The organism is Rhizobium sp. BK661, assembly GCF_024808825.1.
In the GTDB taxonomy this organism is placed as follows: domain Bacteria; phylum Pseudomonadota; class Alphaproteobacteria; order Rhizobiales; family Rhizobiaceae; genus Rhizobium.
On sequence record NZ_JANTYT010000001.1, the window covers coordinates 1,257,641 to 1,280,404 of the forward strand.

25 protein-coding genes and 1 pseudogene are annotated in these 22,764 nt (G+C 59.7%); 8 read left to right on the plus strand and 18 right to left on the minus strand.

Annotated elements, in window-relative coordinates; genetic code table 11:
• Window positions 1-15 precede the first annotated feature (15 nt).
• Window positions 16-1,383: an aspartate aminotransferase family protein gene (locus tag FHX16_RS06125; RefSeq protein WP_183859518.1), complete on the plus strand. Its 1,368-nt coding sequence runs from the start codon at window positions 16-18 to the stop codon at window positions 1,381-1,383.
• A gap of 9 nt (window positions 1,384-1,392) precedes the next feature.
• Here FHX16_RS06125 and FHX16_RS06130 read toward each other — a convergent pair whose 3' ends face one another.
• Together FHX16_RS06130 and FHX16_RS06135 are read right to left on the minus strand one after the other, a co-directional pair.
• Entirely contained in the window at window positions 1,393-2,889 is a 1,497-nt protein-coding gene (locus tag FHX16_RS06130; RefSeq protein ID WP_183859516.1) for a glycosyltransferase family 39 protein, read from the minus strand.
• The gene (locus tag FHX16_RS06135; protein ID WP_183859515.1) at window positions 2,882-3,898 is read right to left on the minus strand and encodes a glycosyltransferase family 2 protein; all 1,017 of its coding nucleotides are present in this window, start codon (window positions 3,896-3,898) and stop codon (window positions 2,882-2,884) included. The genes FHX16_RS06130 and FHX16_RS06135 overlap by 8 nt, the downstream gene beginning before the upstream one ends.
• A gap of 69 nt (window positions 3,899-3,967) precedes the next feature.
• Between FHX16_RS06135 and FHX16_RS06140 the strand changes: the two genes are divergently transcribed.
• Complete coding sequence (locus FHX16_RS06140) at window positions 3,968-4,930, plus strand: lysylphosphatidylglycerol synthase domain-containing protein (protein ID WP_183859513.1); 963 nt, start codon at window positions 3,968-3,970, stop codon at window positions 4,928-4,930.
• Here the strand turns inward: FHX16_RS06140 and FHX16_RS06145 are convergent.
• From FHX16_RS06145 to FHX16_RS06160, 4 genes are read right to left on the minus strand one after another with little or no spacing between them, the layout of a single operon-like run.
• On the minus strand, window positions 4,901-6,142 hold the full coding sequence (locus FHX16_RS06145; protein WP_183859511.1) for an RNA polymerase sigma factor: 1,242 nt from the start codon (window positions 6,140-6,142) through the stop codon (window positions 4,901-4,903). The two genes, FHX16_RS06140 and FHX16_RS06145, sit on opposite strands and share 30 nt — an antisense overlap.
• A gap of 3 nt (window positions 6,143-6,145) precedes the next feature.
• A complete protein-coding gene (locus FHX16_RS06150; RefSeq protein WP_183859509.1) occupies window positions 6,146-6,505 on the minus strand; it encodes a YciI family protein in 360 nt (119 codons plus the stop codon).
• Window positions 6,506-6,509: 4 nt separating this feature from the next.
• Window positions 6,510-6,869 carry a YciI family protein gene (locus FHX16_RS06155; RefSeq protein ID WP_183859507.1) on the minus strand — a complete coding sequence of 120 codons (360 nt, stop codon included), beginning with the start codon at window positions 6,867-6,869 and terminating at the stop codon, window positions 6,510-6,512.
• 10 nt (window positions 6,870-6,879) lie between these two features.
• Window positions 6,880-7,239, minus strand: coding sequence for a YciI family protein (locus FHX16_RS06160; protein ID WP_183751713.1), 360 nt, complete (start codon window positions 7,237-7,239; stop codon window positions 6,880-6,882).
• A gap of 149 nt (window positions 7,240-7,388) precedes the next feature.
• Here FHX16_RS06160 and FHX16_RS06165 point away from each other — a divergent pair, with 149 nt between their 5' ends.
• Window positions 7,389-7,607: a hypothetical protein gene (locus FHX16_RS06165; RefSeq protein WP_183859503.1), complete on the plus strand. Its 219-nt coding sequence runs from the start codon at window positions 7,389-7,391 to the stop codon at window positions 7,605-7,607.
• Window positions 7,608-7,616: 9 nt separating this feature from the next.
• Here FHX16_RS06165 and amn read toward each other — a convergent pair whose 3' ends face one another.
• Window positions 7,617-9,113, minus strand: a complete 1,497-nt coding sequence (amn, locus tag FHX16_RS06170) for an AMP nucleosidase (protein ID WP_183751710.1) — start codon at window positions 9,111-9,113, stop codon at window positions 7,617-7,619.
• A 95-nt stretch (window positions 9,114-9,208) separates the two neighbouring features.
• Window positions 9,209-9,385, minus strand: coding sequence for a hypothetical protein (locus tag FHX16_RS06175; RefSeq protein WP_259126801.1), 177 nt, complete (start codon window positions 9,383-9,385; stop codon window positions 9,209-9,211).
• Between the two features lie 154 nt (window positions 9,386-9,539).
• Here FHX16_RS06175 and FHX16_RS06180 point away from each other — a divergent pair, with 154 nt between their 5' ends.
• Complete coding sequence (locus FHX16_RS06180) at window positions 9,540-10,238, plus strand: glutathione S-transferase N-terminal domain-containing protein (protein ID WP_259126802.1); 699 nt, start codon at window positions 9,540-9,542, stop codon at window positions 10,236-10,238.
• A 52-nt stretch (window positions 10,239-10,290) separates the two neighbouring features.
• On the opposite strand, the gene FHX16_RS06185 is transcribed toward FHX16_RS06180, so the two are convergent.
• Complete coding sequence (locus FHX16_RS06185) at window positions 10,291-10,629, minus strand: DUF2147 domain-containing protein (protein ID WP_183751706.1); 339 nt, start codon at window positions 10,627-10,629, stop codon at window positions 10,291-10,293.
• Between the two features lie 437 nt (window positions 10,630-11,066).
• Between FHX16_RS06185 and FHX16_RS06190 the strand changes: the two genes are divergently transcribed.
• The gene (locus tag FHX16_RS06190) at window positions 11,067-11,333 is read left to right on the plus strand and encodes a sel1 repeat family protein (RefSeq protein WP_183859496.1); all 267 of its coding nucleotides are present in this window, start codon (window positions 11,067-11,069) and stop codon (window positions 11,331-11,333) included.
• A 141-nt stretch (window positions 11,334-11,474) separates the two neighbouring features.
• Here FHX16_RS06190 and FHX16_RS06195 read toward each other — a convergent pair whose 3' ends face one another.
• Entirely contained in the window at window positions 11,475-12,587 is a 1,113-nt protein-coding gene (locus FHX16_RS06195) for a pyridoxal phosphate-dependent aminotransferase (protein WP_259126804.1), read from the minus strand.
• A 94-nt stretch (window positions 12,588-12,681) separates the two neighbouring features.
• Entirely contained in the window at window positions 12,682-13,077 is a 396-nt protein-coding gene (locus FHX16_RS06200) for a hypothetical protein (RefSeq protein ID WP_016553354.1), read from the minus strand.
• Window positions 13,078-13,366: 289 nt separating this feature from the next.
• Between FHX16_RS06200 and FHX16_RS06205 the strand changes: the two genes are divergently transcribed.
• A complete protein-coding gene (locus FHX16_RS06205; RefSeq protein ID WP_259126828.1) occupies window positions 13,367-13,813 on the plus strand; it encodes a host attachment protein in 447 nt (148 codons plus the stop codon).
• 37 nt (window positions 13,814-13,850) lie between these two features.
• Here FHX16_RS06205 and FHX16_RS06210 read toward each other — a convergent pair.
• Window positions 13,851-14,716 (minus strand): annotated as a pseudogene (locus FHX16_RS06210) (LysR family transcriptional regulator).
• 298 nt (window positions 14,717-15,014) lie between these two features.
• Window positions 15,015-15,347: a hypothetical protein gene (locus FHX16_RS06215; protein WP_183753822.1), complete on the minus strand. Its 333-nt coding sequence runs from the start codon at window positions 15,345-15,347 to the stop codon at window positions 15,015-15,017.
• Between the two features lie 329 nt (window positions 15,348-15,676).
• Between FHX16_RS06215 and FHX16_RS06220 the strand changes: the two genes are divergently transcribed.
• The gene (locus tag FHX16_RS06220; RefSeq protein WP_183751689.1) at window positions 15,677-16,114 is read left to right on the plus strand and encodes a glyoxalase superfamily protein; all 438 of its coding nucleotides are present in this window, start codon (window positions 15,677-15,679) and stop codon (window positions 16,112-16,114) included.
• A gap of 63 nt (window positions 16,115-16,177) precedes the next feature.
• Window positions 16,178-17,545 carry an MATE family efflux transporter gene (locus tag FHX16_RS06225; protein ID WP_259126805.1) on the plus strand — a complete coding sequence of 456 codons (1,368 nt, stop codon included), beginning with the start codon at window positions 16,178-16,180 and terminating at the stop codon, window positions 17,543-17,545.
• 294 nt (window positions 17,546-17,839) lie between these two features.
• On the opposite strand, the gene FHX16_RS06230 is transcribed toward FHX16_RS06225, so the two are convergent.
• The 5 genes from FHX16_RS06230 to iolD all read right to left on the minus strand — a co-directional run bounded on the left by FHX16_RS06230 (window position 17,840) and on the right by iolD (window position 22,741).
• Complete coding sequence (locus FHX16_RS06230) at window positions 17,840-18,673, minus strand: helix-turn-helix transcriptional regulator (protein WP_183859488.1); 834 nt, start codon at window positions 18,671-18,673, stop codon at window positions 17,840-17,842.
• A gap of 53 nt (window positions 18,674-18,726) precedes the next feature.
• Window positions 18,727-18,945: a DUF1127 domain-containing protein gene (locus tag FHX16_RS06235; RefSeq protein ID WP_183859486.1), complete on the minus strand. Its 219-nt coding sequence runs from the start codon at window positions 18,943-18,945 to the stop codon at window positions 18,727-18,729.
• A 90-nt stretch (window positions 18,946-19,035) separates the two neighbouring features.
• The gene (iolB, locus tag FHX16_RS06240) at window positions 19,036-19,830 is read right to left on the minus strand and encodes a 5-deoxy-glucuronate isomerase (protein ID WP_183859484.1); all 795 of its coding nucleotides are present in this window, start codon (window positions 19,828-19,830) and stop codon (window positions 19,036-19,038) included.
• 76 nt (window positions 19,831-19,906) lie between these two features.
• A complete protein-coding gene (gene iolE, locus FHX16_RS06245) occupies window positions 19,907-20,824 on the minus strand; it encodes a myo-inosose-2 dehydratase (protein WP_183859482.1) in 918 nt (305 codons plus the stop codon).
• A 66-nt stretch (window positions 20,825-20,890) separates the two neighbouring features.
• Window positions 20,891-22,741, minus strand: coding sequence for a 3D-(3,5/4)-trihydroxycyclohexane-1,2-dione acylhydrolase (decyclizing) (gene iolD, locus FHX16_RS06250; RefSeq protein WP_183859480.1), 1,851 nt, complete (start codon window positions 22,739-22,741; stop codon window positions 20,891-20,893).
• Window positions 22,742-22,764 lie beyond the last annotated feature (23 nt).

The following is a 22,764-nucleotide window of genomic DNA, read 5'->3' on the forward strand; positions in this document are numbered from 1 at the left end:
GGTGTTTTGCAAATCATGTCCGATACTTACGCACGCTCAAACCTCGCTGCCATCGACGCGGCGCATCACCTCCATCCTTTCTCGGACATGCGGAAGCTGAATACTGACGGCACGCGCATCATCCAACGCGGCGAGGGTGTCTACATCTGGGATAATCAGGGCAAACGGTATCTGGACGGATTTGCCGGATTGTGGTGCGTCAACGTCGGCTATGGCCGCAAGGAAATCGCCGACGCCGTCGCACGGCAGATGAACGAGCTGCCCTACTACAACACGTTCTTCGGCACGACGACGACACCAACGACGCTGCTTGCCGAAAAAGTCACATCCCATGCCGGGCCGCATTTCAATCACGTGTTTTTCACCGGTTCGGGTTCCGAGGCAAACGACACATGGTTCCGGATGGCGCGCGTCTATTGGAGCGCGGTCGGCAAACCCTCGAAGAAGGCCGTCATTGCTCGTAAGAACGGCTATCACGGTTCGACCGTCGCGGGCGCTAGCCTCGGTGGCATGAAATACATGCACGAACAGGGCGACCTGCCGATACCGGGCATCGTCCATATCGGACAGCCTTATTGGTACGGCGAGGGCGGTGACCTCTCACCGGCTGAGTTCGGCCTCAAGGTGGCCCGCGAGCTGGAAGTGAAGATCGACGAACTCGGCGAGGAGAATGTCGCGGCCTTCGTGGCAGAGCCGATCCAAGGGGCTGCAGGTGTCATCATCCCGCCGGCGACCTATTGGCCGGAGATCGCCCGCATCTGCAAGTCACGCAACATCCTGCTTGTTTGCGATGAAGTGATCTGTGGCTTCGGCCGTCTCGGGGAGTGGTTCGGCCACCAGTATTTCGGCGTCGAGCCTGATTTGGCGCCGATCGCCAAGGGGCTTTCGTCGGGCTATCTTCCGATTGGTGGCGTCCTCGTCGGTGACCGCATCGCTAAGGTGCTGATCAACGAGGTCGGAGACTTCAACCACGGCTTTACCTATTCCGGCCACCCTGTCTGTGCCGCCGCAGCCCTCGAAAATCTCCGTATCATCGAGGATGAAAAGCTCGTCGAACGCGTTCGAAGCGACATTGGCCCCTATTTTGGCAAGGTCTGGGGAGCGCTTGGCGAGCACCATCTCGTCGGAGAGGCCGTCAATGTCGGCCTCATGGGAGCGCTTCAGTTGACAGCCGACAAGGCAAGCCGCACCCGCTTCGAAAAGCCGGATGCGATTGGCGCGCTGGTCCGCAATCATGCTCTCGCAAGTGGACTTGTCCTGCGCGCCACGGGAGACAGGATGCTTGCTTCGCCGCCGCTTGTCATCACCCACGAGGAGGTGGACGAAATGGTGCGCATCGCGAAGATCGCGCTTGATGCAGCATGGCGGGAACTGCGCAGCTAAGCGCAGACGTCAGCGAGGATAAATCCAGGCGTAACCAAAGAGGCGTTGGTCCTGTGGTCGCCCGCCGATGTATCCGATGCTCGTGTTCTTCACGGTGACTGTACCGTATTGCGGACCAAGGTTTTGTTGGATCCACTCAACCAGTTCCGGCGGCGGCGTGGTGGTCTCCCGGGATGGGAGCCAAACAGCGAGGATCGGCTTGTCAGCTGTCCACTCGTAGTCAACAAGCAGATTGCCAAAGAACGTGCATAGTGTCGGAACATCGGGCAGTTGCAGGCGCAGGTTTCCTGAAGCGAGCCACCCATCGGTCAACACCAGCCCCGGGCGCTTGCCTTCCTCCGCGACGATCTTGCCGACAAACTCTTCGTAAGGCGCGTTGTAGGCCTCAGGTCGACCGAACAGCGTCGGTGCGTGCGCTCGGACTAAAATAAGCGACGGGACGACGATCATCACCGCGAGCGGGACGATAAAGAAGCGTTTTGCGAAGTCTTCCGGCCGAATATCCCGTGCCTGCATCTTGAGGCAAAAGGCGATCGGCATCAGGAAGAGAAGGGGCAGCACCCACCTGTCGCGCATGGATGTTATGCCGATGGCGAAGACCAGCAGTAGAACCTGCAAGCCAATCACCAGGAATATGGTGTCGAAAAAGTGAGCCCAAACGGTGGTCGGTCGCAGGCTGCGGAGAAACTTTTTGCCGAAGATGATTGCATAAACCGCGACGAGCGGCGCCAAGATCACCAGGACCTGACCAAAGAACTCGGTCGGCCCCTTGATCAGCTTCGCGAGCGCACTGGTCGGCGCTTCTTGTGCCATGGTATGGAGCGTGCGGGTTGCGGCCAGGCCGAGATTGTCGATCAGCCAAAGGCCATGTGGCAGGAAGATGAGGCCCGCAATCGCCACCGACAACAGGAAGCGCCAGTCGAGTAGTCGCCTCAGTCCGACCGGATGCAGGAATACCGCAACCAGTGCTGCGAGCACGACGAGAGTGAAGTTGTACTTCGTCAGCATGCCGAGGCCAAGCGTGACGCCGATCATCGCGTAGGAAAGCAGCGACGGTGCCTTCAGCGTCTTGATGATGCTGTAGAGCAGCAGGTTGATCATCAGCATCTGGGCGACCGTATGGGTCAGGTCCCTTTGAGCTTGCCAGAAAACCTGCGGAATCGCGAACAGCGAGAGCGTCGCGATGGCGGCAAACAACCGATCGTCGAGTACGAGTTTTGCGAGCTTGTAGTAGCTCAGGAAAAGAAAAAACAGGATCAGGTTCTTGGCTGCGGCAATCGTTACGACAGACAGCCCAAACGCCGACACGACGATGGCCTGAAACCAGTTGTAGAGCGGCGGCTGAGTGTCGTATCCAGCCACGAGCCATTGAGAGAAGAACGCTTGTTGGGATTCATCCACTCGCAGCCCGTTTGGCACGAGCAGGCGAACGACAAAACTGATAACAAAATATGCCGCCAGCAGTAGGACAACAGTGTCCGGCTTGCGAGCCAGCAGACTACGCATTCTCACTTCCATCGAAGATCTGGCGGACGATGTAGTTCGGTGACGTGTCGTCGCGGTAGTAGGTACGGGCGATCATTTCGGCGAGGATGCCGGTCGTAATCAGCTGGACCGAGGAAAGCATGAAGACGATGCCAACCATCAGCAGCGGACGTGTACCAATATCGTCACCCATGACGAACTTGTCGAAGAGCAGGTAAAGCATGACAAGGACTGAGATTGCACCGAGGCCAAGACCTAGCGAGCCGAAGAAGTGACCCGGCCGTGCCTTGTACCGCATGAAGAACATGACCGAGAGCAGATCGAGGATCACGCGGAATGTGCGTGAGATGCCGTACTTGGACTGGCCGTGCTGACGTGCATGGTGCGTTACGACCATCTCGCCGATACGCGAGCTCGGTACGACGCCGGCAACCCAGGCCGGGATGAAGCGGTGCATTTCGCCCATCAGCTTCACCTGTTTGATGACCGAGGCACGATAGATCTTCAGGCTGCAGCCGTAGTCGTGAAGCTTCACGCCGGTAATCCGGCCGATGAGATAGTTGGCGCACCATGATGGGATCTTGCGCAGCAGAAGACCATCTTGCCGGTTCTTGCGCCAGCCGACGAGAAGATCAAGCTGGCGGCGTTCGAGTTCGGCGACCATCGACGGAATGTCTTTCGGATCATTCTGCAGGTCGCCGTCCATCGTGGCGATAAGTCGCCCGGTCGCGGCGTCGATGCCGGCCTGCATTGCGGCGGTCTGGCCAAAATTGCGCTGCAGCTCGACAATCCTCAGGGTAAGCCCCTCGCGGCCGATATGCTTGCGTGCATTGGCGAGCGTTGCGTCCGTGCTGCCATCGTCGATCAGGATGAGCTCCCAGCCATCAGCGTAATTTGCCATTGCCAGGCAAATGCGATCGATCAGTGGGCCGACGCTCTCCTCCTCGTTGAAGACGGGCACCACCAGCGACAATTCGACCGGCCGTATCGCTTCCGCGAGGCCTTGACGCGAGTCTACCGTTGTCTGCACGTTTGATTTCTCCTACAAGGCGCACGGCCGCAGGCGGCTTTCGCCGCGATAGTCAGGAAAGCCTACTATATGAAGTTTCCGGTTGTTGCCAGCCGACAATCCTGGTTTATCCGCAATCGAATGACGTTGCTGACGATCGCAATCGTCGTGGCTTATGCTCTTTTCATCCAGTGGTTCTGGGGCTGGCCGGTCATTCTCGGACAATGGGCCGAGGTGGGGGTAATCCCGGTTGTCGGCGCTCTGGTCATGCTTACCAGCACCTACTTCCTCCGGACCTGGCGCATTTACGATTATTTCCCGCGCGAGACGGCGGGTCGTTTCAAGGTGCTTTTCCGCATTACGCAGATCCACAATCTCCTGAACATCATGCTGCCGTTTCGAACTGGCGAGACGAGTTTTCCGGTGTTGATGCGCACCGAGTTCGGCATCCCTCTGGCGCGTGGCACCTCGGCGCTCCTCGTCATGCGTCTGCTTGACTTGCACGCCTTGCTGGCGGCAGCCGGCATAGGCTTCGCAATCGCATCACCCCACAAGGTGATTGCGTGGATGATATGGACAGCGTTTCTGGCGATTCCAGTCGTTGCTTTTACTCTGAGGCGGCCGCTGCTTCGGCTTGCCGGCAGGCTCCTGCCAGTCAAGGCTCAGAAACTCGTCATAGAAATCGAGAGGGGCCTTCCCATCGACGCGGCTGCTTTTGGGCGTGCTTGGGCGATGACCGTCATCAACTGGCTCGTGAAGGTTCTGGTGCTCGCCTGGGCGCTCAGCTTGATGGGCGTCTTGCCGATGGCCGCGAGCTTCGGAGGGGCGCTTGGCGGCGAGCTTTCCTCGGTGCTCCCAGTGCATGCTCCAGGCGGCGTTGGGACGTATCCCGCTGGGATCACAGCCGGGGCTGTCGCCCTTGGCGCATCCGGCGAGAAGACAGCCCTCGCTGCCTTGGCACAAGCAAGCATCAACGCACATCTGCTGATCATCGTTTCGGCCCTGACCGGCACGGCGATCTCGCTACCTCTGGGCCGCACCCGAAAGCTCTGAGATGCGGTTTCTCAGGAAGGCCTGCTCCGGCGCCTGCTGGCACAGGCGCAACGCCGCCTCATAGGCCGCAATTGCGGCCTCCTTCCGGCCGAGCCGCCGCAGCAAGTCGGCGCGGGCAGAGTGCGCGAGGTGATAGTTCTCCAGTTCTCCAGCCTGCAGAATCGCATCGACCAACTGCAGTCCCTTTTCTGGTCCTTCGACCATCGCCACCGCAACGGCTCTATTAAGCTCAGCAATCGGCGACGAATGGGCAGAGAGCAACAGATCGTAGTAGCCGACGATGCGTCGCCAATCTGTCTTCTCCGGCGCCTCGGCCCGGGCGTGCTCCGCGGCAATGGCTGCCTGCAGCGTATAGATACCGACCTCTCCATTCCGCATGGCACCGTCGAGACGTCCAAGACCTTCACGAACCTTTTCATGATCCCAAAGGCTGCGATCCTGATTGGCAAGCAGAATGAGACTTCCCCCTGGGCTTCGCCTGGCGGCACGACGCGAATCCTGCAGGAGGAGCAGGGCAAGCAGCCCCGAGACGTCAGGATGTGGCAGGAGCCCCGCGAGCAACCGCGCAAGGCGGATGGCTTCCGAGGTGAGATCTGCCCGGACGATCTCATCGCCCGAGGACGCGGAATAGCCCTCGTTGAAGACGAGGTAGATGACATGCAACACCCGGTCCAACCGTTCCGGCAATTCGTCCCGTTCGGGGACCTCGTAGGGAATTTTCGCCGACCGGATCTTGTTCTTCGCACGAACGATGCGCTGCGCCACAGTCGGGGCGGGGACGAGAAACGCGTGGGCGATCTCCTCGGTCGTAAGCCCGCATATTTCTCTAAGAGCCATCGCCATCTGCGCGTCAGCTGGTATGGCTGGATGGCAGCACGTGAAGATCAAGCGGAGCATGTCGTCTTCGATCAGTTCCACGTCGCCGATCTCCGTTTCGTCGAAAGACCCATAGAGGCTGTCCTCGATGTCCTTCACCGACATATCAAATCGTGACCGGCGCCTGATATGATCGATCGCGCGAAACCGCCCCGCCGAAACCAGCCAGCCGAAGGGGTTCGCCGGTACGCCATCGCGTGGCCACGTCCGCGCGGCGGCTGCAAACGCGTCGTGCAAGGCTTCCTCGGCCCTGTCGAAGTCGCCGAGGAGACGGATGAGGGTCGCAAGCACCCGGCGAGACTGCGTCCGGTAGATATCCTCGATCAGATGTTCCAACCTTCACTCCCGCAGTGTCAAAATCCTCACGGGGCGGACTTCCACAGTTCCAATTCGGGCGCAGGGAATTCCAGCGGCAATGGCTATTGCCTCACTCATATCAGAGGCATCGATGACGTAGAGACCGGCCAGATGCTCCTTGGTCTCGACATACGGGCCGTCCGTCATGCTGATCTCATTGTTGCGCACCCGAAGGACAACGGCCTTGTCGGGCGTTTCGAGGGCATCGGCGTGGATCAGCGTCCCACGATCGCGCAAATCTTCGTCGAAGCCGAAGTGAGCACGAACGACTGCCTCCGTTTCAGCCACCGTCTGGCGACCATCTACATCAGCTGAATTGTAGATCAGGCAAACAAAGCGCATAGCATCATCTCCCGTCCTTGATGGAATAGCCGGGACGGATCTCGATCGAGGCATACCTCAGTATCGGAAGCGTGGAGACGATCGTCTTGGCTTCTTCCATATCCGCAGCTTCGATCAGTACGAAGCCACCGAGGTGTTCCTTGATTTCGGCGAAGGGGCCGTCGGTTGCGGTGGTGACGCCTTGCTTGCTACGGACAGTGACGGCCGTTTCGGGCGCGCGCAACGCCAATGCGGCCTGGAAGACCCCTCGCTCCTCCCAATGATTGTCGCTTGCGATGCACTCCTGCGTGAGCGCATCCCACTCTTCCTGCAGGACGAGTTTGCTCTTTTCCGTGTCGAACCAGATCTGGCAGAGATATTTCATGACGTCTCCCTCATTTGTGAACTGGAATGTCGTAGATCGGCCTGACTTCGATCGATCCGAGTTTCGCAAGTGGAATGCCGGCGGCGACGCGAATGGCATCATTCAGATCTTTTGCTTCGATGAGAATGAAGCCGCCGAGTTGTTCTTTTGTTTCCGCAAAGGGACCGTCCGTCACAGACATCTCACCGTTGCGAACGCGGACAGTCATGGCGCTCCTTGGCGATTGCAGAGCGTGGGCGGCAAGCATGTGCCCGCTCGCGATCAGATCATCGTCGTAGGCAAGGGACGCCTTGTCGAGGTTCCTTTTCTCGTCGTCGGTCATGGTCTCAAGCGTCACAGGCTCGAACCAGACCTGGCAGAGATATTTCATCGTTGGCTCTCCGTTGGCTGCGTCAATCACTAGACGGCCAGCCTAGGGCGATTTCGACAGCAAGCGAAAAAAATCTTTTTGGGGGAGGTCGCGTCGAAACGAACCGGCCAGCTTCGACAAAGTGTCGTCAACAACAAGGAGTGACGACGATGAATCTTTTCGAGATTGCACTGGCGAACTGCATCACGGCGACTCGCCTACAGGACAAGCGTCAACGCCTCGGTGCGACGACGTCAACGAAGCGGAGCATAATCACCCGGCTCACCGCGATTGCTGTCGTTCTTTCAGTCGCTATCCTGGCGCTGGATACCGCCGGCGAACGTTACGAGCAGCAACTCGCCATCGCGGTTGCCGCCACGCGCCAGTAAGGAAACGGCCTATTGGAAGGCCGTTTCGAAGAAGCTTCTGAGTTTGCGTGAATGCAGCGCTTCCGGCGGCATTGCTGCGAGCTTCTGGATCGCCCGAATGCCGATCTGCAGATGCTGGTTGACCTGCGTCCGGTAGAAGGCAGTGGCCATGCCCGGCAGCTTCAATTCGCCGTGCAGCGGCTTGTCCGATACGCAAAGCAAAGTGCCGTAGGGCACGCGGAAGCGGAAGCCGTTTGCAGCAATCGTGGCCGATTCCATATCGAGCGCGATGGCACGTGCCTGGGACAAACGCTTCACCGGGCCACGCTGGTCACGCAGCTCCCAGTTCCGGTTGTCGATCGTACCAACCGTACCGGTGCGCATGATCCGCTTCAGCTCGAAGCCCTCGTAGCCGGTAATCTCTGCGACGGCACCCTCAAGCGCGACCTGTACTTCTGCGAGCGCCGGGATCGGCACCCAGACCGGCAGGTCGTCGTCCAGAACGTGGTCCTCGCGCATATAGGCATGCGCCAGGACATAATCGCCGAGACGCTGGCTGTTGCGCAGACCAGCGCAATGGCCGAGCATCAGCCAGGCATGCGGACGAAGCACGGCCACGTGGTCGGTAATCGTCTTGGCATTGGACGGGCCGACGCCGATGTTGATCATCGTGATGCCGGCATGCCCCTTTTTCTTCAGATGGTAGGCGGGCATCTGCGGCAGGCGTGAAAGCGCAACGTCCGTCTCCGGCCGACTGGATCCGGCATGCGTAATAATGTTGCCGGGCTCGACGAAGGCCGTGTATCCATCGCCACCTTCGGCCATCAGCTTGCGTGCCCAGAGGCAGAATTCGTCCATGTAGAACTGATAGTTCGTGAACAGCACGAAATTCTGGAAGTGCTGGGCGCTGGTCGCGGTGTAGTGCGAAAGCCGGGCGAGGGAGTAGTCGATGCGCTGAGCCGTAAAGGCAGCAAGCGGCGAAGGTTCGCCGGGCGGCGGAATGTATTCGCCGTTGGCGATTTCATCGTCCGTCGTATTCAGATCCGGCGTGTCGAACAGATCGCGCATCGGAATGTCCAGGAACGCTGCAGCCGATGCCTCGACATGCGCGCCCTCGCCGAAAGCGAAATGCAGGGGAATAGGCGTCGCCGATTCCGAGACGACGACCGGTACGTCATGGTTCTTCATCAGCAAGCCGAGCTGTTGCTTCAGATAGTGACGGAAGAGCTGCGGCCGCGTGATGGTCGTCGTGTAGATCCCGGGAGCGGTGACATGGCCGTAGGAGAGCCGCGTATCGACGTGGCCGTAGCTGGTCGTCTCGATGCTCACCTGCGGATAGAAGGCACGATACCGCGACGTGATCGGCGCGCCCTTGGCAAGGCTGGCAAAGCTCTCGATCAGGAAGTTGGTATTGCGCTCATAGAGTTCCGTCAGCACATCGACAGCCTTGACCGGATCGTCAAAGGTTTGCGGAACGAAGGGGGACGGGGACAGAATGTCGAGGGGTGAAGAGATTCGTTTGCTCATGCGCCATTATAGGGTGTTGTTTTTAACAAGCAAACGACGCATCGGAGGGGGCTGCACAGGTTTGAGGCGCGGCCGATGTCACTCGCGCCGATGGATTAGCGGATTGTCCTGCAGAACGGGGTGCTGGTGTCGAAGCACGTATAGTTGGCTCCGAAGTGAGACTGCGCACCGCCGCCTGCTTTGCGGCTGACGGCCGCTGAGAAGCTGACGGCGAAGACCGCAGCAAACAGTGTAATGATGGTGAAACGTCTTGCCAAAATGAGCATATCCATGACTTTGCCCCGGTATCGCCTTAGCGTTGAGACAGTTTTGCCACGCTATGGCTGAACCGGTGCTGAGATCCCGGTTCATCCGCCGTTCAGGAAGTCGGCGAGCTTGAAGCGTGGCTACCACTGCTTATCTCTTGAGTCCCCAAAGGAGATTTTCATGACGGCACCGATTGAGCTTTATTACTGGCCCACCCCGAATGGCTGGAAGATCAGCATCATGCTCGAGGAACTCGGCGTTCCCTACGAGGTCAAATACATCAACATCGGACGCGGCGAGCAATTCGCGCCGGAGTTTCTGAAGATCGCGCCAAACAACCGTATGCCGGCGATCATCGATCCGGATGGTCCTGGGGGTGATCCGATCTCTGTGTTCGAATCCGGCGCTATTCTCCAGTACCTCGGCCGCAAGTTCGGGAAGTTCTATTCGACGGACGAGCGCATACGCGTGCAGATCGAGGAATGGCTTTTCTGGCAGGTGGGCGGCTTAGGCCCAATGGCCGGACAGGCGCACCACTTCCGCGGTTATGCGCCGGAGAAGATCGAATACGGCATCAACCGCTACACCAACGAAGTAAACCGCCTGTATGGCGTGATGAACAAGCGGTTGGCGGATCGTGAATATCTCGCCGGCGACTATTCGATTGCTGATATGGCCAGTATCGGCTGGGTCATTCCCTACGAGAAGCAGGGGCAGGACCTCAATGAGTTTCCTCACCTCAAGCGCTGGTTCGATACGATGATGGCGCGTCCGGCGGTGATCCGCGGGACGGCGGTCGGCAAGGAAGAGCGCGAACGCAGCAACCTTGCCGAAGACAAGGAAGCACAGAAGATCCTCTTCAATCAGCGCGCCCGATGAAATAAGAAGCGCCCGGCCATCGTCCGGGCGCTTCTTTTCGCGATTCATCTTGCTACAGGCGCGTCCAGGTCTGGGATTTGCAGAGCACGTTGAGGACGCAGCCCTTCATTTTCAGTGAGTTTCCGAGAACGTTGCCCGATCCGCTGTAGGTCTTGTCGTTGGCGGGATCGGTGATCTGGCCGCTGTAGCTCACGCCGCTGCCTGCAAGTGTTCCGATCTTCTTGCCGGCATATTTGCCCGTCTTCAGCACGATGCAGTAGCTGCCGCCGCAGGATGCAATATGCGCCGTGTCACCGGAAGCCGTTTTCCAATTGCCGACGATCGGTTCGTCTGCAAAGGCCGTCCCGGTAGCAAGCGCCAACGCTCCAGCGAAAATAAGCGTGCGGATCATTCGTTCCTCCCTAATGTCCCGGCGGGAAAATATATGACGCGAACGTAAACGTAAATCTGTTTCTTGTGGTTCGCGACAACCGCGTTTGATGAGCCAGAGGCGACAAAATCTTCCGTTTCAGACATGCGATGCTGATTTCGTGGTGAACGGAAGGTTGATTTCGAGATCTGAATATTCCGTAAAATTGTGTCGAAAATCCTTAATCGGCAGGCATCGCGATGTTTAACAAAAATCCAATTTTACCAAGTGTTTGCACTTTGTTTGTTTCAAATTAATCATGCATTTTAGGCGTTTTTTGAAAAGGTATTGGCATAGTGGAGCTATCAAACGAGCGGGGCAAACCCGCCGAACCGAAGGGCACTTAAAGCCGCGATAGACGGCAAGGCCCGGAAGGTAAAACAGGGTAAGTCGACAACAGGCTAAACAGGGATAAACCGATGGCACGCTTTGAAATGCACAATGCTGAAATGGCCACCATGGGTGGCGAAAACAACGCCGATATCTTCTGCGAGATGGGTCTGATGTATGCGACCGGTCGCGGTTGCGCCGTCGATCTGGTCGCCGCGCACAAGTGGCTGAACATTGCGGCGATCAAGGGCAACGACCGCGCCGCCGAGCTTCGCGCCGATGTCGCCGCAAACATGGACAAGATGCAGATCGTCGAGGCGCTCCGGGCCGCTCGCGAGTGGATGACGATCCACTAAAAACCGGCTGGCCGCCAACACGCGAGCGAGAATCAATAACAACCTCAAAAGAGGGGCGGCGGGAGCTTTTTGAAGAAGTCGATGCCACGAACATGAACCGCGACCGGCAGGAACAAGGCCGGCGCGGTTCTTTGCTTTGCGCTAGCCCAGCGCCTTGAGCACTTCCGGTAGTGCTTCTTCGAAAAGCGCCATCTCGGCTTCCGGTCCGACACTGACGCGGATGCAACGATTGAGTGGAGCAACACCCGGCATCCGGATGAAGACACCATGCTGCATCAGCCCGTCGACGATGGCGCGGGCATAAGTGCCGTCGCGTCCGGCGTCGATAGCAACGAAGTTGGTCGCGGACGCAAGTGGAACCAGGTTGTTCGCCTTGGCAATTGCGGTGATCCGGTCGCGTGCCATGCGGATGTTGCTCACGACTTCGGCAAGATAGGCCCGATCCTTGAGTGCCGCCAGAGCCGCCACCGTCGCCAGCCTGTTCATCCCGAAATGATTGCGGATCTTGTCGAACGCGCGTGCGGTGCCTGGTGTCGAGATGACATAGCCGACCCTGGCGCCAGCTAGGCCGTAGGCCTTCGAGAATGTCCTCGTGCGCACGATATTGGGAAGGTCGATGAGCGCCTCGATCGCTGGCAGAGATCCGGCCGGCCCGGTTTCGCTGTAGGCCTCGTCGAGGACCAGCATCGTGGTTTCCGGGAGCGCGCGGGCAAAGGCGACGATGCTATCGGCATCCCACCAGCTTCCCATCGGATTGTCCGGGTTGGCGAAATAGACCAGAGGCGCGTTCTCGCGCTTAGCGGCCTCCAGAAGGCCGTCGAGGTCTTCGCGATCGTTGACATAGGGCACGGTGACGAGCCGGCCGCCGAAGCCGGCAACGTGGAAGTTGAAGGTCGGATAGCCACCGAGCGAGGTCACGACAGGCGCCCCAGGCTCGATCACGAGCCGCACGATCTGACCGAGCAATTCATCGATGCCGCCACCGATCGCGATGGAGTCGATTCCGACGCCCAGATGCCTGGCGAGTGCCTCCCTGAGTGCATAGTTTTCGGGGTCGTTGTATTTCCAGATATCACCAGCCTGCTCGCGCATGGCGGCAAGCACGGATGGGGCTGGGCCGAAGCCGTTCTCGTTGGCGCCGATACGCGCCTTGACCAAAAGGCCGCGCTGGCGCTCGATCGCTTCTGGACCGACGAAGGGAACGGTGGAGGGAAGGGCGCTAGCAAGCGGCGTGAAGCGCGAAAAGGCGGACATGCTGGAGCAGTTTCCTGGATGCTGTGGAAAATCGGACCGAGAATAGGCTCTGCTGCCGCCAAGGCAAGAAACATTATTCCGCGGTGAACGCGATTTACATGCGTACAGCTCCGCGGGCTTCGAGTGCTTCCACGTTGCCGGCCATGAAATCCGCACGCACGACGCGACGTAGAACCTCCGGCTCGATTGTATTGATGAACCGCACGCCAATGCGCTCGTTATTGCGATAGACCTCGGCGCAACCAATCCGATAGGCAAGGCCAAGAATACTAAGGTAGTAGTGCTTTGGCAGGCCCGCTGTGGATGAAACGACAAACGTGGCACCCCCGCGCGAGATGTCGATGATCTCTGCGCTGCGGATGGAGATACCGGTAAGGCAGGGCCGCACCGCGATGATACGCGCAGGGCGTCTAACACTGAACTGTTCCCAGCGCGTCTCGTAAACCGCAGATTTTACGGTCGCAAGGTGCGTGGCGCGAAGCATCGACATTTCCGCGTGTCTCCCTGGAACCAAGGTCGTCCCGGTCCTCTTCGACTGGAGCTTCACACGAATGCTTTGCTCAATTGTCAAGGAACCAAATACAATTTTAACGACGCAGTCGTTTTCCGGGCGTCCCACCTTGGAAGACGCGAATTCAGATCGAGCGGCCAGGGCTGCGAGCACCGCGATGCGCCGCAATTGTCGTAAAAAAGTCATCGAACTCTTTTCGACTCTGCACGTTTTTCTGATTGTCGGGGGCGCCGATGGCGCTTCAAAATTACAAAGCGAGGAAATCACAATGACTGATGTCAGAGTTCCGTCGAAATCGTGGGTGGTCGTTTGCGATGGTGCCAAGGCATTGATCCTGCAGAACGCAGGCGACATAGAATTGATGAACCTCAAGGTTGAGGAAACCTTGAGCCAGCCCAATGAGCCGGATCGCGAAATAGGAGCCGACAAACCGGGTCGAACGCACGCGGCCAATGGGCAGAGCGTTAGTGCCGTCGAGCAAACAGATTGGCATGAGCAGGCCGAGGCACAGTTTCTGAAACAGGTTGCCGTGAAAATGGACCTGTTGGTGCGCGAAAAGAATGCTCGCAACATCATTTTGGTCGCGCCGCCAAAGGCACTCGGCACCCTGCGGAGCAGCCTGACACCTCAAGTTCAGGCTGCGATTTCGGCTGAAGTGCCGAAGGACTACATCAATCTGCCTGTCGACCAGATAGAGCGACACCTTGCTGCTTGAGACACTATCGCCAAACCCGGATCTGCGCCGGCGGCTTCTATGGTCCCGGCGCCTCACCGGCAAAGAGCGTTTCGTTCTCGGAAAAAAGCCCGACCAGTCGGTCAATGACGGTGCGCACTTCCGGGCGTTGACGCTCGTCGTCGTGAGCCGTGACCCACATCTCGTAAGTCAACTCTTCGATAAGCGGCCCAGCGCGAACGAGGCTCTGGTCAGAATCCCCGATGAAGCACGGTAGGACGCCGCGTCCGGCACCGCCGCGGATGAGATAGAAGAGCATATGCGGCGTATTCGTCCAGCCGGTGATCCAGTAGTCCGGATGCTCGAAGGTCCACTTGTCGGCCGGCGTGATGGCGATGTCTGTGCCGAGTGAGATCCAGTTGCGGTTGCGATCGTCGAAGCTGCGCGCCTGGTAAACGGCATGTGCAACGCCGACGGATCGCCGAATTGCAACGTTGCCGGTGTCGGGGCGGTCATGGCGAATAGCGATGTGGGCCTCGCGGTAGGTGAAGTCGACGCCGCCGTCGCAGGTCTTGTAGCACATCCGAAAGGCGTCCTTCGGCGTCCAGATGGCTGCAAGGTGGGAGGCGACAAAGCGTGACTCCAACTGTCGGCGGCCATCGAGACGATGGGAAGCGTCAACACTTCGCCTCGCCAATCCGCAATGGATTGGGCTGCGTCCTGCATCAAGCGAACCCGCTCGAGAAGCGCAACTCCGTCGTTTGCCAGCAGGTATCCCGTCGGTCCGCGGTTGAAGAGCGCGCGTCCCGTCGCACGCTCCAGTGCCAGCATGCGACGGCCTATCGTCGGTGCGCTGAGGCCGGTTTGCGTTGCCGCAGCCGAAAGCCCACCGCCAGTCGCCACATGGAAGAACAACTGCAGGTCGTCCCAGTTCGCATCTTTCATGGATGAAAACCCTCTTTCTCCCATGCATCTACATCGAGAGTGCGGGGAGACTTAGCTCAGTCACATCAGCAATAGATGGAGGCCCGAGCAATGGATCTCAACTGGGTGGTTCTCTGGAGTGTCTTTCAGGATCGCAATCGAAAAGTTCACCGGGATCGGTTTAGCGATCCGCTCGAAGGCCCGGAATGGCAGAGCCTTCAGCTGATCGTGCGGCTCTTCGTTTGGCGGGCCGCGAGACGCAGTGCCACCAGGACAGCGGCGTTGTCGCGAGCGGAATGCGAGAGCGGTCGCACGCCGGCTACGCTTCGAAATTCAGTCGCAAGACGTGATGCAGGAATTCCGGGTTGATCAGCATGTTGAAGCTAATTGTCACGAGGTCGCCCTCGCGCTTGACGACCGTCGAGCCGATCTCGTCGTGAATGCCGAGGATCTCGAGGAAGAAATGATTCGGCACCTCGAGGTTAGGGTTGACCTCGATGACCGCGCCCGCAAGCGTAATGGTGCGGATCAAGCAGCGGACCTGCGTTCCCGTGCTGAGGTGGTGTCCGACAAAGATGATCTTGCCGGGGCGATCGAGCGAAAATTCCCGGTAGGCCTGTTCGGGCTGCGGGTGTTCTGTGTCGAGGTGCATCTGAAAGGCCACGGTAGCCTCCGCTTGTTGTACGCTTCGAGATTAGCGCAAGATTGCTGACAACTTCTGAACAATCTCCCTACAATCTGAAGCTTATGCCTGTCTGGAGAGCAAAATGGCTCATTCTTGGGCAAGACGGGCCTGCTTGACAGTCCGTCGCCCTTCAAGCATATCGGACATGGCTCGAGGCGCCGGCCGCTCGCGGACGAAAAGTCCATGGTGAAGTCCTCGGCAAGATTCAGTCACAGCCATTTGGTGCATGCTGACTGCAGGCAATGCGAGCTCCCTTGTAACGGTCGAAATGGCATGCCTTCCGAAAGGCTGAATCCGTGACCACTGCATATCCAACGATCGAAGAACTGAAATCGCAGGCGAAGCGTCTTCGTCAGGCGATGGAAACACGCGGCACCGCGATCTCCCACAGCGCCGCCCTTGAGCTTGTCGCGCAACAGCACGGCCTGCGTGACTGGAACACGCTTTCCGCGCTTGCGACGCGGCCAAACGAAGAGCCGATCGCCGCGCTTTCCGTCGGCGCCCAAGTCCGCGGCCGGTATCTGAACCAGGCGTTCAGCGGCAAGATCCTGGCGCTTTCGGCGCACGGTGGAGGGCTCCACAAGATCACCATCCACTTCGACGAGCCTGTCGATGTCGTGACCTTCGAGAGTTTCTCGGCGTTCCGGCAGCGCATCAATGCACAGGTCGACGGCAACGGCGTGTCGCCGCGCAAGACGTCGAACGGCGTTCCCCACCTCGTTCTCGACATCTGAGCCGTTCCCGGTTTTCCGTCCCACACGGCCCGCAGCCGCGTGCCGTAGCTCTTCGGTATCCCTATGAAAAACAATGCTGAAAAGAACACGTTTCTGACCGCCCCGCTTGCCGTCGTCTTCGCGCGGACGGCAGCGCCGATCATCATGATCACCACGATCAATGGGCTCTTCGCCGTGGTCGACGCCTACTTTCTCGGTGCCTATGTCGGGCCGGCAGCGCTCTCGGCAGTCACGCTCATCTTTCCCGGGCTGATGATGGTCATCGCCCTGCAATCCCTCGTATCGAACGGCATGGCAAGCATCCTTGCGCGCCAGCTCGGTGCAGGAGACAGGCCGACCGCGCGCCGGACGTTTGCCACTGCGCATCTCCTGGCGATCGCAGTCGTGGCCGCACTCAATCTCGTCTATTGGAGTATCGGCTGGCGGATCGTCGAGGCGGCCGCCGAAGGCAACGCGACGGTGGCCGCGAACGCCACGCTCTTCATGGCGATCATGATCGGCTCGGCGGTCATCGCCTTCTTCCTGTCGCTGAACATCGATGCCCTGCGCTGCGAAGGTCGGATCGCCTTCATGACCGCCGTGACGCTCGCCGCATCGCTCCTCAACATCGCAGCCAACTGGTTTTTCATGGCGGTGATGCAGTGGGGCGTTGCCGGTTCCGCGATCGGCACCGTCTCGGCGCAAGCGATCTGCCTTGCCGCAATCCTCGCCTATCGCTGGCTCAAGGCAGACGCCTTGCGACCGGCAGGTCGCGGCGCGGCTGGCGAATGGAAAACCATCCTCGCATTGGGCATGCCCATGAGTCTCGGTTTCATCGGGATTTCGTTGAGCTCGGCCGCGGTGATCTTCAATCTTTCGCTCTGGGGCAGGTCCGACTACGTGGCGACGATCGGCGCCTACGGCATCATCACGCGGATCATGACCTTCGCCTATCTGCCGCTGCTCGGCCTCAACGTCGCCTTCCAGACCATCTCAGGCAACAATTTCGGGGCAGGGCTCTCCGATCGAGTTGGCCGCAGCCTGCGGATCGCGATGGTCTCGGCGCTCGTCTATTGCGCATCCATCGAGCTGGTCGTCGAATTGCTGGCCGGACGGTTCGGGGCGATCTTCGTTAGCGATCCTGCTGTGGTGAGCGAGGTGGCGCGCATCCTGCCCTGGACGGTCGGCTGCTATTTCCTCTTCGGCCAGATGATCGTGCTCTCGGGCTATTTCCAGTCGATCGGGGATGCAAAGCGCGCGGCGATCTTCGGCCTCTCAAGGCCCTATCTCTTCACGCTGCCCCTGACTTTCCTGCTGCCGCATCTCTTCGGCGAGATGGGCATCTGGATGGTGCCGGTCTATGCGGAATTGTGCATGCTGCTGCTCGCTGCCTGGGTGCTTGTTCGCTTGGCGAAAAGCAGGGGCTGGCGCTACGGCCTGCTTCCCGCCTGAAAGACGAGAGCCGCGCCTCATGGGCGCGGCTCTCCTGTTCACTCATTGTTGCTCGCCTGGCCGTGGTCGCTGCAGCATCGGCTTCCTTGAGCGCCTCGGCGCATTCCTGGCAGCACACCTCGACGGTCTTTCCGCCGAGCTTGACACTGATGACATCCGGCCCGAGTTCGCAGTCGCAGGCGGCACAGGTGGTTTTCTTCACGGCAATGATCCTCCGGTTTCATGTCCCATTTGGGACCGGACCATCAGAGCACTTTCGCCGCGGCCGCCGCTGTCGAATTCTTTAGCAACTTGTCAGCGCCGAAGCCGCGCCGCGCGCTGGAATTCCGCGGGCGTCTGACCATAGTTCTGGCGGAACGAGGAGGTGAAGTGGCTGTGGCTGGAAAAGCCCAGTTCCAGGCCGAGCGCCGTCAGGTCGTCGTATTGTCCGAGCAGGTCGAGCGCTCTGGCAAGGCGGAGCCGCAGTTGGTAGCGGTAAAGCGGGGTGGCCTCGACCTGCTGGAAGACCTGCGTGAGATAAACCGGCGAAACGCCGACTTCGCTGGCAATTTCGGCAAGCGTCCACCGCCGCGCGAGATCCGAGGAGAGAGCGAGCTTTGCCCGGTCGACAAGCTTCTGCCGCCCGACGCTGGCACCTGCTGCATGTGATGTTCGTTCTCCGAGCGACCGGCGGACGAGCGTCAATGCCAGCGTTTCGGCTTCCAATGTCTCGGCAGCCTTGCGATGCAGGCCGTGACGCAACAGCGCCACGAGCGCCTGCGCCCGTGGGTCGATCCGCCGCCGCTGCCGGCGGAAGCCGAAAAGCTCTCCCGGCTGCATCTGATCTTTCGGCGCCAGCTCGGCAAGCAATGCTTCGTCGATGGATAGGTCGATACAGGCATCGCCGCCTTCGACTGGGTGGCTGATCCGATAGCCTTGCGCGGTATTGAAGAACAGCATCTGGTTCGCCTCCGCCACGGTGTCGTTGCGCCCGACGTGACGCATGAAAACACCGCGGTAAGGATAGACCAGGCTCGTCCTGTGGGCGCATTCCTCGTCGCTTTTATGCCGGCACGCGCCATTACAGATGACGTCACGGATCGTGACCGTCTTCGTCTTCAGCAGCAGCTCGGTCGAGAATTGCGTCATGACGGTTCCGGAAGTTGCATGCATGAAGCCTGCTATCGGCATCCTAGCACAGTTCAGTCCCGGCAATAGACGTGCACATCGCTTTCGGTCTGATAGCGCGACAGGCCGATATCTTTCAGCTGCTCGTCGGAAAGCTCCATGACAGCGTTCAGGTCGCGCCGCTGTCTCAATTTGTGAGCCGTCCAGTGATAAAAGGAGAGAAGCGCGGTTGGGAGCCGCGATGGCTTGGCCGAACGGCTGCCGGCCGCAAGAATGGTGGTTGAGCCGTGCATGGTAGTCCTCCATCGGTTGATTTCGATGGAGGCAGTGAACCATCCGCACGGCTCGCCCGCTGTCAGATTATTTAGCGATTCTACGTCGTCTTATTTCAGCAGCCACTCGTGCTCCGGCGCATTGTGGAACTTCCACACACGCTTCGGCCCGGCCATGACGTTGAGATAGTAGAGGTCGTAGCCGTGAATGGTGGCGCAGGGGTGATAGCCCTTCGGCACCAGCGTCACATCGCCATTTTCCACCGCCATCGCCTCATCGAGCGAGCGATCGTCGGTGTAGATACGCTGGAACGCAAAGCCCTGCGGCGGGTTCATGCGGTGATAATAGGTTTCTTCCAGCAGGCTCTCATTCGGAAGATTGTCCTGATCGTGCTTGTGCGACGGATAGGACGAGGTGTTTCCGCTCGGCGTGATGACCTCGACAACCAGCAGCGAATGGGCGGAATTGTCGTCTTCGGGCATGATGTTGGTCACGAGACGCACATTCGAGCCCTTGCCGCGCTGGAACTGCGGGTGCACGCCGGGCGAAATCAGCTTTGCTTTATAGTCACCACCGCCAGGCGCAGAGCAGACGGCGAGCTCGAGGTCCGTTTCGGCCGTTACCGACCAGCTGGAGCCGGCCGGTACATAGAGCGAGTGTGGCGCGCCCTCGAACGGGCTCATACGCCCGCCGACGGAGCCGAAATCCTCGCCTGCGGCATTTGCCTTGCCCTTGCCTGACACCCAGACAAGGCAGACTTCGCGGTCGCTTGCCTCGCCTGAGACGGTTTCATCAGGCTTGAGCCGATGCATATCGAAGCCAACGTAAGTCCAGCCCGCGCTTTCAGGCGTCACATGAGTGACGCGGCCATGCGTGCTGGATGGTTTCACTTTCAGGTTTGGCATCGGTACTCTCCATTGCCTGCAAATTTCCCCATAGGGGGAGAAGTTGGTGCCCCGTCCTCAGACGGAGCACCTCTCGTCACCCCTTCGGGAAACCTTCTGTCTCGACCGTATAGCCAGCCGCCGTCATCACCCGCATCAGCTCGGCATGACCGATCTCAGCCATCTTCTGCGGCGGCGCCTTGCGCGGATCCTGTTCGGCCTCGACGACAAACCAGCCTTCGTATCCGTAACCGGCAAACCGCTTGACGATGGCGCCGAAATCGAGCGAACCGTCGCCCGGTACGGTAAACGCGCCGAGCGCCACCGCGTCGAGGAAGGATTGCTTGCTACGGTCCAATCCATCGACGACCGACTTGCGGATGTCCTTGACGTGAACGTGGTTGATACGGGCGTGGTGATTGTCGACGGCGCGCAAAACGTCGCCGCCGGCAAAAGCCAGGTGCCCAGCGTCGAGCAGGAGCGGAATGCCTTCGCCCGAATTGCGCATGAAGGCGTCGAGTTCCGGCTCGGTCTCGACGACGGCGGCCATATGGTGGTGATAGGAAAGCGGCATGCCCTGCTCGGCGCACCATTCGCCGAACTGCGTGACCTTGCGCGCATAGGCCTTCATCTCGTCATCCGAGAGGCGCGGCTTGGTGGCGAGTGGCATGGAGCGGTCGCCCTGGATGGAGCGGCCAACTTCGCCATAGACGATGCAGGGCGCGTTGACAGCCTTGAACAGCTCGATCATCGGCGCGATGCGATCCTTGTTGGCCGCGAGCTCCTCGTCGACGAGCGTGCCAGAGAACCAGCCGCCGCAAAGCGTCACGTCGGCGGCGCGCAGGATCGGCAACATCTCGGCCGGATTGTTCGGAAAGCGGCGGCCCTGTTCCATGCCGGTAAAGCCGGCGCCGCGCGACTGGCGCAGGCATTCTTCCAGGGATACGTCGTCGCTGAGCTCGGGAAGATCGTCGTTCCACCAGGCGATCGGCGACATGCCAAGTTTGGCCTTCATCAATAGTCTCCTCAAAAGCATTGTCGGAAGAGCGTCGCCGCTCTTCCAGAAGATGAAATCAGTCGATCAGCCGATGCGCTGGGCGGCGCGCGCCTTGACGTAAGCCGCGTGCGCCTTGTTGACCTGCTCGCGCGGGCTGACTTCGGGAACGGCAACGTCCCACCAGTAGCCACCTGCATCCGTGGTGATCAGCGGATCGGTGTCGATCACGAAGACCGAGGTGCGATCGTTCTTCTTCGAGTCGGCAATTGCCTTCTCCAGCTCGGCGATCGACGCAACCTTGACCGCGATGGCGCCCATGCTCTCGGCATGTGCGCGGAAGTCGATCTCGGGCATGACTTCGTAGTGCGCGTCCTTCAGCAGATTGTTGAAGTTCGCACCACCGGTCGCCATCTGCAGCCGGTTGATGCAGCCATAACCACGGTTGTCGAGCAGGACGATGTTGAGCTTCAGCCCGAGCATGACCGACGTCGCGAGCTCGGAATTCAGCATCATGTAGGACCCGTCGCCGACAAGGACGAAGACTTCCTTCTCAGGATGCGCCATCTTGGCGCCAAGGCCGCCGGCAATCTCGTAGCCCATGCAGGAGAAGCCATATTCCATGTGGTAGCTGCCGGGCGCGGTCGCCGGCCAGAGCTTGTGCATCTCGCCCGGCAGACCGCCGGCAGCACATAGGCCGATGGCCTTTTCGAGATCGATCGAACGGGTAACAGCGCCGATCACCTGGGCGTCGGAGGGTAGGGCGGCATTGGTGCTCGCCATCGCCTTGGCGGCGGCGTCCATCCAGACCTTCTTTTCCCGTTCGGCCTTCTCGGTGAGCCCAGCGGGTGCCTTCCAGCCGGCAAGCCCGCTCGAAACGGCCTTCAATCCTTCGCGGGCATCGGCCACCAGCGTCTGGCCGTCATGCTTGGCTGCGTCGTAGGCGGCAATGTTGAGGCCGAGGATCTTGAGCTTGTCGTTCTGGAAAAGCGCCCAAGAGCCCGTCGTGAAGTCCTGGCAACGTGTGCCGACCGCGATGATAAGGTCCGTTTCCGTTGCAATGGCATTGGCGGCCGATGTCCCGGTCACACCGACGGAGCCAAGCGCCAGCGGATGCCGCTCGTCGATCGCCGACTTACCGGCCTGCGTGACGACGACGGGGATCCGGTGTTCCTCGGCAAACGCCGTGAGCTCCTTGGTGGCCTGCGAATAGAGCACGCCGCCGCCGGCAATGATGACCGGCTTTTCTGATTTCTTGATGAGCGCGATGGCGCTTGCCAACTCATCGGCATCCGGGCGAGGGCGGCGCGTGGTCCAGACACGCTCCTCGAAGAAGCTCTCGGGATAATCGAAGGCTTCGGCCTGCACGTCCTGGCACAATGACAGCGTCACCGGGCCGCAATCATAGGGATCGGTCAGCACCTGCATGGCGCGCTTCAGCGCCGAGATGATTTGCTCCGGCCGTGTGATGCGGTCGAAATACCGGGAAACAGAACGGAAAGCATCGTTCGCCGAAACCGTGCCGTCGCCGAAATCCTCGATCTGCTGCAACACCGGATCGGGCGCGCGATTGGCGAAGACGTCGCCGGGCAGGTAGAGAACCGGGATGCGGTTGACGTGGGCAACACCGGCTGCCGTCACCATGTTGAGTGCGCCTGGACCGATCGACGTCGTGCACGCCATGAAACGCTGGCGAAAATTCGCCTTGGCATAGGCAATTGCTGCATGCGCCATGCCTTGCTCGTTATGGGCGCGATAAGTCGGCAGTTCGCCACGCACCTGATAGAGCGCCTCGCCGATGCCGGCGACATTGCCGTGCCCGAAGATTGCCCAGACGCCGCCGAAGATCGGCACCTTCTTGCCGTCGACCACGGTCATCTGCTTCTTGAGGAAATGCGTGACGGCCTGAGCCATCGTCAATCGTACAGTCTTGCCCATGGGGCACCTCCCAAATGCTTTAA